Below are 11,523 nucleotides of genomic sequence, written 5' to 3'. Positions count from 1 at the left end.
GCGGGCGTGGACACCGACGGTGACGGCGTGGCTGACACGTTTGCTGCTGGCGGCATTGACACCGACGGCGACGGCATTCCCGACCGCTGGCCGGGCGGCGGCATCGACACCGACGGCGACGGCATCCCCGACCGTTGGCCAGGAGGTGACCACACCGGCGCCCAGCAGCCGCCCGTGTCCCAGGCTCCCTCCGGTGGCGACCCGAGCACGGGTCCCGGCGACATTGACGTCGACCAGGGCAAGCTCACCAACGGTGCCAAGGAATGGGCCGAGATGTCCGAGCGGATGGCGGCGGTGCTGCACCGGGCCTCCAGCCGCGCTGCCGCCACCCACGAATTCGGCTTCGTCACCGGGCCCCACCAGCAGTACAACGAGATGACGGGTGCCATCACGGCCTGGTCGACGAGTGCGACCAGCGAGTTCAGCCTGATCAGCGACAACCTGGTGGCCGACATGCAGGCCTACCGACAGACCGAGGACGCCAACGCCGCCCAGACCACGGCGATCATCAAGGAGTGGGACGCATGACCAGGGGAACCACCGTCGAGGAGGTCCATCACGCGATCCTGGCGTTGCAGGCGCAGCTCCAGGCGACGTGGCAGGCCGAGAAGCAGCCGGCCGACCGTGCCCTGTCAAAGCTGGACTGGCGGCACTGCGCCGACAAGTCGCGCTTCCGGCGTGAGGTCGCCCGCCTCGAACAGGACCTGAGGCGGGCCACCGCGGACCTGCTGGACCTCTACGTCATCCACTTCGACCCCAAGAAGCGGGTCGTGGACAACCTGATGGACAACCACCACCGGGAGTGGTTCGCCGTGATGGGCGAGGTCGAGGGCCTGCGCAAGGACATCAACGAGCGGTTGGGGCACCTGGAATGGCAGTCGGTCGCCGGGGAGACCTACCAACAGGTGCTGCCCGCGCAGTTGGCGGCACTCGACGAACTGCACGGCGTCGCCATGGCCAATTACGAGGCCACCGAGCAGGTCGCCGTGCTGAACGCGAGCATCCACCAGGTCACCCGCGCGAGCATTGACGCGGTCCGCGAGACCATCAAGGACGACACCCAGCCCGAGGCCTACGCCGGGCGTGACACCGACTGGTTCGGGTTCGGCGCCGGTGGGCTGAAGGGGTACTACTACACCGCCTCCTACAATGCGGTGGCCCACCTGAACCAGCTGAACGCCTGGATCCGGGCCCTCGTCGACGGCTCGGAATGGGGACAGACCGCGGTCGACCTGGGGGACTCCCTCAAGACCGTGGAGACCTCACCGGCCAACCTCAAGCCCCACGGTGGCTGGCCGCGCGCCATCGCGCAGCAGGCCAATGCCTCCACTTTGGCGGCGCTGGGCAGCCACCAGAGCCAGGTGGCGACGGCGTCCACCTCGGCAACCGCCAAGGGGGTCAAGCTGCGCTGACCCGCCCCCGACCGGCCCGCGGCCCGCGGGGACAACGGGGTTCGGGGGCGTCAGTACCGCAGATGGCTACCATGGACTTGATTCGGGCCACGTGAGTCCGTTGTGGACACGAAAGGGTGGAGCATGGCAGACCCCCGTCACCACGTCCTGGTCGTGGACGATGACGCGGCCCTGGCCGAGATGCTGCAGATCGTGCTTGCCCAGGAGGGATTCGAGGCGACCTGGTGCAACACCGGGCTCAGGGCACTGCAGGTCTTCCGGGACTCCCGCCCCGACCTGGTACTGCTCGACCTGATGCTGCCCGGCCGTGACGGCGTGCAGATCTGCCGCGACATCCGCGCCGAGTCGGGCGTCCCCATCATCATGCTGACCGCCAGGGTGGACACCCGCGACGTGGTCACCGGACTGGAGGCGGGCGCCGACGACTACGTCTCCAAGCCGTTCAAGCCCAAGGAGTTGTTGGCCCGCATCCGCACCCGACTGCGTCGACTCGACGCCGACACGGCCCAGCAGGACAGCTACGCCATCGGTGACCTGACCATCAGCACCCGCAGCCACACCGTCAAGCGTGCCGGCGTCGACATCTCGCTGACGCCGCTGGAGTTCGACCTGCTGCTGGCGCTGGCGCGCAAGCCGCAGCAGGTGTTCAGCCGCGACGTGCTCCTCGAAGAGGTCTGGGGATACCGCCACGCCGCCGACACCCGGCTGGTGAACGTGCACGTGCAGCGGCTGCGCTCCAAGATCGAGAAGGACCCCGAACGTCCCGAGATCGTCGTCACGGTGCGCGGCATCGGCTACAAGGCGGGCGAGCCGGCCGCCCACGGCTGATCGCATGACTGTCGCAACCCCATGAAGCGCCTGCTGGCCGGCCCGCTGCGGCTGTGGTGGTCGTCGCTGCCGCTGCGCATCGTCGGCTCAACCCTCGTCGGTTCGGTACTGGTGCTGCTGCTGGGCGGCGCGTTCCTGATGCGGCAGGCCAGCGACGGCATCCAGCAGGGCAAGCGGGAGACCGCAGTGGCCGAGGCCAGCGTGGCCCTGGAGCGCATGCAGCAGCAGCTGCGCGACGCGGACCTGCAGACTGCTTCGCTCTACGACCGCTTTGGCCAGCTCGCCGACGAGGTGGGGGCCCAGCCCAACCAGTACTACCTGGTCATCCAGGGCCCGGTCTCGGGGTTCGTCGCCCCTGGCATCCGCTCCGAGAGCGTCCCGACCAGCATCATGACCACACTCAGCCAGCAGGCCCAGGGCATGTACGTCACCCCCACCGAGGTGCTCTACACCGATCCCGACCGCGGGTCGGTGCCGGGGCTGGTGGTCGGCGGGCTGCTGCTCAGCCCCAACGGCGTCGACTCCTACCCGGTCTACTTCATCTTCCCCATGGAACGGGAGCAGGCGACCGTCGAACTGCTGCAACGGGCCGTTCTCACCACCGGCGGGCTGCTGCTGCTGCTGCTCACCGTGATCTCCCTGCTGGTCTCGCGGCAGGTGGTGCGCCCCATCCGCCAGGCCAGCGTCACCGCCGGACGACTGGCCGAGGGACACCTCGACGAGCGGATGGGGGTACGCGGCTCGGACGACCTGGCCAGCCTGGCCAAGTCGATGAACCACATGGCCACCGAGCTGCAGTCCCAGATCGTCCAACTCGAGGACCTGTCCAAGGTGCAGCAGCAGTTCGTCGCCGACGTCAGCCACGAGTTGCGCACCCCGCTGACCACCGTCCGGATGGCCGCCGATCTAATCTACGAGGGCCGCGCCGAGCTGGACCCCTCCCTGCACCGGGCCACCGAGCTGTTGCGCAACGAACTGGACCGGTTCGAGGACCTGCTGGGTGACCTGCTCGAGATCTCCCGCTTCGACGCCGGTGCCGCCGTGCTCACCCTGGACGAGACCGACCTGGTCTCGTTGGTGCGCGACGAGGTGACCGCGCAAACGTCGTTCGCCACCTCGGCCGGTTCGTCGCTGCACGTCATCGCCGTCGCCCCCGCAACGGCGGAGGTGGACGCCCGCCGCATCCGACGCATCCTGCGCAACCTGATCACCAACGCCATCGAGCACGGCGAGGGCCGCCCCATCGAGGTGACGGTGGCGGCCGATGACCACGCCGTGGCCATCACCGTGCGCGACCACGGGGTCGGCCTGCAGGCCAGCCACGTCCGCGACGTGTTCCACCGGTTCTGGCGGGCCGACCCGAGCCGGGCCCGCCGCGTGGGGGGCACCGGTCTGGGCCTGTCGATCGCCATGGAGGACGCCCACCTCCACCACGGCTGGCTGGCCGCCTGGGGCCGTCCCGGACGCGGCGCGCAGTTCCGGCTGACGCTGCCCCGGCAGGGCGGTGTGGTGCTGCGGTCCTCGCCGTTGGCGCTGGCGCCGCCCGATTACACCACGCCGTTGGCGTTGCCCCCCGGGCCGACCCACCGGGACCCGGCCCCGGGGAACGATCGCGCAGCAGACGATCGCGCAGTGGATGATCGCGCAGTGGAGGAGGCCCGATGAGGATGCCGCGACGGACCCACCGCTGGCGTGCCCTGCTGGCCGTGCTGGTGACGCTGGCGGTGGGTGCCTGCGCCAACCTCCCCACCCAGGGGCCGGTGCAGCAGGTCGGGCCCAGCCCGACGGCGGCCGCCACCGGCGGTGTCGACATCGACCCCCAGCCGCCGGAGCCCGGCGCCGACCCTGAGCTGATCGTGGCCGGATTCCTCACCGCCATGAGCACCTTCGAACCCGACTTCGCCTCCGCCCGGCTCTACCTCAGCCCGTCCGCCCAGAAGGTGTGGAATCCCGACACCGGCACCACCATCTACCAGTCCGAGAACAGCCGGCCGATCACCACCGCCACCACTGCCTCGATCAACGTTCCGGTGGTGGGCACCCTCGACGCCGACGGCCGCTACCAGCCCTCGCAGGAACGACTCGTCCACGACTTCGAGATGGCCCAGGTCGACGGCGAGTGGCGGATCGCCAACCCACCCCAAGGGCTGCTGATCGCCCGCTACGTCTTCGACCGCTACTACTACCCGCTGCAGGTGAACTTCCTGACCGCCGACGGGGCCAGGTTCGCGGCGGAGTCGGTCTACCTGCACGCCACTGCCCTGACGCCCACGGCGGCGGTGAAGGCCTTGCTGGCCGGGCCCTCACCCTGGCTGGCACCGGCGGTCACCTCGGCCATCCCGGGCGACACCCGGATGAGCGTCAATGCGGTCACCGTCCGCGACGGAATCGCCGAGGTCTCGTTGACCGAGCAGATCCTGACCCTGGCCGAGGTGCAGCGCACCCAACTGGCCGCGCAACTGACCGCCACCCTGTCGCGGTTCGACCAGGTCAAGGGGGTGCGCGTCCTGGTGAACGGCCAGCCGTGGCAGGTGCCCGGCCAGGGGAGCGACGGCGTGGTCACCCTGGCCGGGTTCAGCCAGTTCCGCCTGCTCGACGACCTGACCGACTCGGCCCTCTATGCCGTCCAGGGGGGCCTGCTGGGAGTGGTGGACCCCAATGACGCCCAACGGTTCCGCACCCTGTCAGGCGTCTTTGGCACCGGCGGCTGGGGCGACGAGCCGGGCCAGTTCGCCGTGCACCGCTCCGGTGACTCGATCGGCATGGTCAACAACAAGCGGACCGCGCTGTACCTGGGTGGCCCGGACGCGCCGAGGGTGACCCCGCTGCACGTCGGGGTCGACCTGGTGCGGCCGCAGGTGATGGCCGACCGTTCGGTGTGGACCGTCGACCATGCCGGGGGCAACCCCGTGCTGGTGGTGGTCTCGGCGACCGGCCGGGTCACCGAACTGGCCCTGCCTGAACTGGCGGGTCGCACCGTGACGTCCTTCCGGGTCTCGCCCGACCGCACCCGGCTGGCCCTGGTCGTCAACCAGGGCAAGACGGCGCAGTTGGGCGTGATGCGCATCCGGGGCACCGACACCCTGGTCGTCGATGCTTGGCGCCCGCTGCAGATGACCTCGACCTCCGGCCCGCTGACCGCCACCCGGGACGTGGCCTGGTCCGATCCGGAATCGATGCTGGTGGTCGCGGCGACCAACTCCGCCAGCGCCTTCAACGTGTACCGGGTGCGCGGTGACGGTGCCTCGGTGGAGAACCTCGGCCCGTCCGGTGCCGGCGGGCAGCCAATGTCGATCGCGGCGTTCCCGCGTCGGCAGGGCACGTCGGCCAGTTTCCTCAGCGACGCCAATGAGGCGTTCCGGCTGGAGGGCGCCTATCGCTGGCAGCGCATCACCGGGGAGCTGACGGCGGTGGCCAAGGCCGGCTGAACCTGTGGACAACCAGCGGGTGCGGGTCCCGCCTGTGGATGGGCGCTGGTGCGTCCGGCAGCAGGGGCATCGTGGGCATCATGCGCACCATCGATGCCCTGGCCGACCTGCTGCTGGGGTCGGCGTGTCCCGGGTGCGGCGCGGCGGGGTGGAGCGTCTGCGCTGACTGTCTCCTCGAGGTGGCCGGGCCACGGCTGCAGGTGGACGTGGACGGGTTGGCCGTGGTGGGGCTCACCGGCTACCACGGGGTCGGTGGTCGGCTGGTGCGCTCCCTCAAGGACGGGGGAGCCTGGTCGGTGGCCAGGGTCTGCGGCCCCGGACTGTCGGCGGCGCTGGGATTGGTGGCACCAGTCGGCGTGGCGCTGGTGCCGGCGCCCTCGTCGGTCGAGGCGGTGCGTCGACGTGGCTTCCACCACTCGCGTGCCCTGGCCCGGGCTGGTGCCCGCGACGGGGACCGTGTCGTCGACGCGCTGCGCCGGGTGCGGCGGGTGCAGGACCAGGCCGGGCTCGACCACCGCCAACGCCAGTCCAACCAGCGGGGCAGCATGCACGCCGCACCCCCCGGGCGGGGCGGTGGACTGGCCGTCATCGTCGATGACGTGTGCACCACCGGGGCCACCGTCCTGGCCGCCCGTCAGGCGCTGGAGTCCAGTGGGTGGACGGTCCTGGGGGCGGTCGTGGTGGCCGTCACACAGAAACACCGTGATGCCACCAATTCGACGACCTAGTCAGTGAAATGGGGGCATCGGGGCGGTAGCGTTACGTCATGGTACGAGGCATCGTGAACCCACCCCCACGGGTGAGTTGCGGAGCCCGTGCCTTTTTTGCGCCCGTGGGGCCCAGCATCCCAGGGACCCGCCGGCCCACATCCGCAGCGGCAGCGATGCCACTGCCTGATCCAAGGAGGTCGCCATGGACATCATTGTGAGCGGAAGGCACTGCCACATCAGTGACACCATCCGCGAGCAGGTCACCGAGCGCGTCGCCACGGTGGAGCGGTTCAAGGACCGTGTCCAGCGTGTCGAGGTCGAGTTCACCGTGAACGAGACCAAGGGCTCACCCGATGACGCCGTCGAGGCGGAGATCACCCTGCGCAGCAAGGGTCCGGTCGTCCGCGCAGAAGCCACCGCCGAGGACAAGATGGTGGCCTTCGACAAGGCCATGGAACGACTCAAGACCCAGCTTCGCAAGGCCAGCGATCGCCGCAAGCACCACAAGGGGCTGCGCCACCACACCGGCGCGCTCAGCCACCCCGAAGTGCCGCTGGACTCGTTGCTGCCGACCGAATCCGACCAGGGCATCGACGCCAACGGGGCCGACAAGCATGTCGTCGCCGGCATCGAGGTCACTGGGGACGGACCGCTGGTGGTCCGCGAGAAGGAGTTCGCCGCCACACCGCTCACCCTCGAGCAGGCCCTGGACGAGATGGAACTGGTCGGCCACGACTTCTTCCTGTTCCAGGACGCCACCTCGGGGCGTCCGAGCGTGGTCTACCGCCGCAAGGCCTACGACTACGGGGTGATCCACCTGAACGTCAGCTGACCAGAGCCGGGCCGGGCCACGGTTCGGCGTCGCGCGAAGGGGGTGCCTGCGGGCACCCCCTTCGTCGTCCTCGGGGGCGCTAGTGTTTCGCCATGTCCGCCGCCCCGATCCCCCTGACCCTGGCCCAGGCGCGCCGGATCGCGCTGCACGCCCAAGGCTTCGGTCGACCCCGCCCCAGCGCCCGCCAGGTCACGATGCGCGACGTGCAGCACCTGATCACGCGGCTGGGGCAGTTCCAGATCGACACCATCAACATCGTCGAGCGGGCCCACTACTTCCCGTTCTATTCCCGTCTGGGGTGCTACGACAAGGCCCTGGTCGACCGGGCCCTGTCGCGGCCGCCGCGCCGCCTGTTCGAATACTGGGGACATGCCGCCAGCGTCATCGACATTGAGCTCCAGCCCGCCCTGCGGTGGCGGATGGCACGCAATACCGAACGGTGGGGGCCGGGTCTGGACACGGTGCTGGCCTCGCACCCGGGGCTCGACCGGATGGTCCTGGACGAGCTCGCCACCCGCGGCCCGCTGACCGCCCGCCAGATCGAGTACGACCAGGCCGAACGCGCACGAGACCAGTGGGGCTGGAACTGGTCGGCCGCCAAGTCGGTGCTGGAATCGCTGTTCTCCATGGGCCAGATCACCTCGGCGGGACGCAACGCCTCCTTCGAACGTCTCTATGACCTGCCGCACAAGGTGATTCCGGGCCGGGTGCTGGACACCCCCGACCCGACCGATGAGCAGTCCGCCGACGAGCTGGTGCGGCGCGCTGCCCAGGCGCTGGGCGTCGCCAGTGCCACCTGCCTGGCCGACTACTTCCGGTTGCGGCGCGACACCACCGAGCAGGCGATCACCCGGCTGGTCAGCGACGGCCACCTGGTTCGTGCGTCGGTGGACGGCTGGAAGCGTCCCGTCTGGCTGTGGCAGGACTACGTCGTGGGGGGCCGCGCCCGGGTGCCGCGACCGGTCCGGGCCCGGGCCCTGGTCAGCCCCTTCGACTCCCTGGTCTTCGAACGCCGGCGTGCCGAGGAGCTGTTCGGGTTCCACTACCGCATCGAGATCTACGTGCCCGAGCCGCAACGTCAGTACGGCTACTACGTGCTGCCCTTCCTGCTGGACGAGGAACTTGTCGCCCGGGTCGATCTCAAGGCCGACCGCGCCACCAGCACCCTGCTCGTCCGGGCCGCCTGGTACGAGGCCGCGGCCAGCGCGTCCGTCGAACGGATCGCCGTCGAACTGGCAGCCGAGTTGGGCGAACTGGCCCAGTGGACCGGCTGCGAACGGGTGGTCGTCCAGCCCCGGGGAGACCTGGCCGAGCGACTTTCGGCTGCCGTCGGTTCCGGGTGGGGACCCCATGACGCGTAGCCTCTAGGATGGAATGGTGCCTCCCTGCGGAAGTGGGGACGAGTCTCCTTAGACAGAAGGAAGCCAAGTGAGCTTTATCGATCGTCTGCTCAACACCGGCGACGGGAAGATGCTGAAGAAGCTGTCCCGTATTGCCGATCAGGTCAACTCCATCGAAGAGGACTTCGAGGAGATGACCGACGCCGAGCTGCGTGCCATGACCGACGAGTTCAAGGAGCGGCTCGAGAACGGCGAAACCCTGGATGACATCCTGCCCGAGGCCTTCGCCACCGTCCGTGAGGCCTCCCGCCGGGTGCGCGGCCAGCGTCACTTCGACGTGCAGGTGATGGGTGGGGCAGCGCTGCACCTGGGCAACATCGCCGAGATGAAGACCGGTGAGGGCAAGACCCTGGTGGCGACCCTGCCGTCCTACCTGAACGCGCTGACCGGCAAGGGCGTCCACGTCATCACGGTCAACGACTACCTGGCCAAGTACCAGTCCGAGCAGATGGGCCGGGTGCACCACTTCCTGGGCCTGGACACCGGCGTCATCCTCACCTCGATGACCCCGGCCGAGCGTCGCCGTGCCTACAACGCCGACATCACCTACGGCACCAACAACGAGTTCGGCTTCGACTACCTGCGCGACAACATGGCGCTCAGCAACGACGACCTGGTGCAGCGTGGCCACCACTTCGCCATCGTCGACGAGGTCGACTCGATCCTGGTCGACGAAGCCCGCACCCCGCTGATCATCTCCGGCCCGGCCGAGGACAACCAGCAGTGGTACCCCGAGTTCGCCAAGCTGGTGCTGCGCCTGAACCGTGACCGCGACTACGAGGTGGACGAGAAGAAGCGCACCGTGTCGGTGCTGGCTCCCGGCATCGCGGCCGTCGAGGACCGTCTGGGCATCGAGAACCTCTACGAGTCGGCCAACACCCCGCTGATCGGTTACCTGAACAACGCCATCAAGGCCAAGGAGTTGTTCAAGAAGGACAAGGACTACGTCGTCATCGACGGCGAGGTGCTGATCGTCGACGAGCACACCGGCCGTTCGCTGGCCGGGCGTCGCTACAACGAGGGCCTGCACCAGGCCCTCGAGGCGAAGGAAGGGGTGACGATCAAGGACGAGTACCAGACCCTGGCCACGATCACCCTGCAGAACTACTTCCGCATGTACGACAAGCTCTCGGGCATGACCGGCACGGCCAAGACCGAGGAGTCGGAGTTCCAGAAGATCTACGGCCTGGGCGTCATCCCCATTCCGACGAACCGGCCGATGGTGCGCCTCGACCAGAAGGACCTGATCTACCGCACCGAGGACGCCAAGTACGACGCCATCATCGAGGACGTCACCGAACGCCACGAGAAAGGCCAGCCGGTGCTGATCGGCACCGCCTCGGTGGCGAAGTCGGAGCGCATCTCGGCGGCCCTGAAGAAGGCCGGCATCCCGCACCAGGTGCTGAACGCGAAGCACCACCAGTCCGAGGCCGCCATCGTCGCCCTGGCCGGGCGCAAGGGCGCGGTCACGGTGGCCACCAACATGGCCGGTCGCGGCACCGACATCATGCTGGGTGGCTCCTCGGAGTTCCTGGCAGACCAGGTGCTGAAGGAGAAGGGCCTGGACCCGGTCGAGACCCCTGACGAGTACGAAGCCGAATGGGAGCAGACCCTCGAAGAGATCGAGGTGCAGACCAAGGCCGAACACGAAGAGGTCGTCGAGGCCGGCGGCCTGTACGTGATCGGCTCCGAACGCCACGAGTCGCGCCGCATCGACAACCAGTTGCGTGGCCGCTCCGGTCGTCAGGGTGACCCCGGTGAGAGCCGTTTCTACCTGTCGCTGCAGGACGACCTGATGCGCCTGTTCCAGCCGGAGGTCATCGAACGGGCCATGCTCACCTTGAAGGTGCCCGAGGACCAGCCCATCGAGCACAAGTGGATCTCGTCGTCCATCGAGAATGCCCAGAAGCAGGTCGAGGCGCAGAACTTCGAGATGCGCAAGAACGTGCTGAAGTACGACGACGTCATGAACCGCCAGCGCCACGCCATCTACGGCGACCGGCGCCAGGTGCTGGACGGTGCCGACGTCGAGGAGCAGTTGCGCGACACCGTCAGCCGGGTGGTCGAGGACACCGTCCGGGGCCGCACCGAGGGCTTCCACGACGAGTGGGACCTCGAGAACCTGGTCACCGACCTCAGGACGCTGTACCCGGTCGGACTGGACACCGACGAGATCGAGGAGGTCACCGAGCAGGACGCCCTGGTCGAGGCCTTCGTCGAGGACGCCCAAAAGGCCTACGACAAGCGCGAGGAGTCGCTCGGCGAGGACACCATGCGGGAACTCGAACGGCAGGTGCTGTTGACCGTGCTGGACCGCAAGTGGCGTGAGCACCTCTACGAGATGGACTACCTGCGCGAGGGCATCGGTCTGCGCGCCATGGCCCAGCGCGACCCGTTGGTCGAGTACCAGCGCGAGGGCGGCCTGATGTTCAACTCCATGATGGAGGCGTTCATGGAGGAGGTCGTCGGGTACCTGTTCAACCTCGAGGTGAAGACCGAGGTCGAGGGCGTCGGTCTGGTCGACCAGCCGAACCTGCCCACCCCGAGCGCCCCGGCCGACGAGGACGTCCCCGTCAAGCCGTTGGCCAAGGGCCTGGGCGGCCGCAAGGCTGCGAACCTCAGCTACAGCGCCCCCGACGAGCAGGGCGGCACCGAGGTCAAGCGTGAGGCCACTGCGGCACGGTCGAAGCGCCCGTCGCGGCGTCCGGCGGCCAAGGGGGCACCGGCCAAGGCGGCACCGGCCAAGGCGGCACCGGCCAAGGTGACGGCGGCCGCCACGGCGTCCGGGTCGGCGGGTACGAGCACGGCGACGGCCGAGGCGGACGAGCCGAAGAAGTTCGCGGGCACCGGGCGCAACCAGCCCTGCCCGTGTGGTTCGGGCAAGAAGTACAAGGCCTGCCACGGAGCCTGAGA

The 11,523-nt window shown here is 69.0% G+C and carries 9 protein-coding genes and 1 pseudogene; all 10 read left to right on the top strand.

All coding sequences use genetic code 11. From position 1 onward, the window contains the following. Nucleotides 1–528: hypothetical protein (locus IPV09_RS06140; protein ID WP_207474355.1), on the top strand; the 528-nt coding region annotated here is incomplete at its 5' end. Continuing rightward, nucleotides 525–1,412 carry a hypothetical protein gene (locus IPV09_RS06135; RefSeq protein WP_207474354.1) on the top strand — a complete coding sequence of 296 codons (888 nt, stop codon included), beginning with the start codon at nt 525–527 and terminating at the stop codon, nt 1,410–1,412. The genes IPV09_RS06140 and IPV09_RS06135, both read left to right, overlap by 4 nt. Before the next feature lie 123 nt (nt 1,413–1,535). Next, nucleotides 1,536–2,240, top strand: a complete 705-nt coding sequence (mtrA, locus tag IPV09_RS06130) for an MtrAB system response regulator MtrA (protein WP_207474353.1) — start codon at nt 1,536–1,538, stop codon at nt 2,238–2,240. A 21-nt stretch (nt 2,241–2,261) separates the two neighbouring features. Next, on the top strand, nt 2,262–3,905 hold the full coding sequence (gene mtrB / locus IPV09_RS06125) for an MtrAB system histidine kinase MtrB (protein ID WP_207474352.1): 1,644 nt from the start codon (nt 2,262–2,264) through the stop codon (nt 3,903–3,905). Next, nucleotides 3,902–5,668 carry an LpqB family beta-propeller domain-containing protein gene (locus tag IPV09_RS06120; protein ID WP_207474351.1) on the top strand — a complete coding sequence of 589 codons (1,767 nt, stop codon included), beginning with the start codon at nt 3,902–3,904 and terminating at the stop codon, nt 5,666–5,668. The genes mtrB and IPV09_RS06120 overlap by 4 nt, the downstream gene beginning before the upstream one ends. 80 nt (nt 5,669–5,748) lie before the next feature. Next, nucleotides 5,749–6,396, top strand: coding sequence for a ComF family protein (locus IPV09_RS06115; protein WP_207474350.1), 648 nt, complete (start codon nt 5,749–5,751; stop codon nt 6,394–6,396). A gap of 184 nt (nt 6,397–6,580) precedes the next feature. Then, on the top strand, nt 6,581–7,210 hold the full coding sequence (gene hpf, locus IPV09_RS06110) for a ribosome hibernation-promoting factor, HPF/YfiA family (RefSeq protein WP_207474349.1): 630 nt from the start codon (nt 6,581–6,583) through the stop codon (nt 7,208–7,210). Nucleotides 7,211–7,302: 92 nt separating this feature from the next. Further along, nucleotides 7,303–8,571 (top strand): winged helix-turn-helix domain-containing protein, encoded by a 1,269-nt coding sequence (locus IPV09_RS06105; protein WP_207474348.1) that lies wholly within the window; start codon nt 7,303–7,305, stop codon nt 8,569–8,571. A 76-nt stretch (nt 8,572–8,647) separates the two neighbouring features. After that, nucleotides 8,648–11,375: pseudogene (gene secA / locus IPV09_RS06100) on the top strand (preprotein translocase subunit SecA). After that, a complete protein-coding gene (locus IPV09_RS14630) occupies nt 11,372–11,521 on the top strand; it encodes an SEC-C metal-binding domain-containing protein (RefSeq protein ID WP_370590238.1) in 150 nt (49 codons plus the stop codon). The pseudogene secA and the gene IPV09_RS14630 overlap by 4 nt, the downstream one beginning before the upstream one ends. Nucleotides 11,522–11,523 lie beyond the last annotated feature (2 nt).

The organism is Tessaracoccus sp. SD287 (assembly GCF_017355265.1).
GTDB lineage: Bacteria > Actinomycetota > Actinomycetes > Propionibacteriales > Propionibacteriaceae > Aestuariimicrobium.
The sequence above is the reverse complement of the archived record's forward strand: the minus strand, read 5'-3'. Positions and strand labels throughout refer to the sequence as shown.

What these genes read in the sequence shown, in the direction of transcription:
- mtrB (WP_207474352.1), top strand. Translation starts at nt 2,262, where the DNA reads ATGAAGCGCCTGCTGGCCGGCCCGCTGCGGCTGTGGTGGTCGTCGCTG.
- hpf (WP_207474349.1), top strand. Translation starts at nt 6,581, where the DNA reads ATGGACATCATTGTGAGCGGAAGGCACTGCCACATCAGTGACACCATC.
- mtrA (WP_207474353.1), top strand. Translation starts at nt 1,536, where the DNA reads ATGGCAGACCCCCGTCACCACGTCCTGGTCGTGGACGATGACGCGGCC.
- IPV09_RS06115 (WP_207474350.1), top strand. Translation starts at nt 5,749, where the DNA reads ATGCGCACCATCGATGCCCTGGCCGACCTGCTGCTGGGGTCGGCGTGT.
- IPV09_RS06105 (WP_207474348.1), top strand. Translation starts at nt 7,303, where the DNA reads ATGTCCGCCGCCCCGATCCCCCTGACCCTGGCCCAGGCGCGCCGGATC.
- IPV09_RS06120 (WP_207474351.1), top strand. Translation starts at nt 3,902, where the DNA reads ATGAGGATGCCGCGACGGACCCACCGCTGGCGTGCCCTGCTGGCCGTG.
- IPV09_RS06135 (WP_207474354.1), top strand. Translation starts at nt 525, where the DNA reads ATGACCAGGGGAACCACCGTCGAGGAGGTCCATCACGCGATCCTGGCG.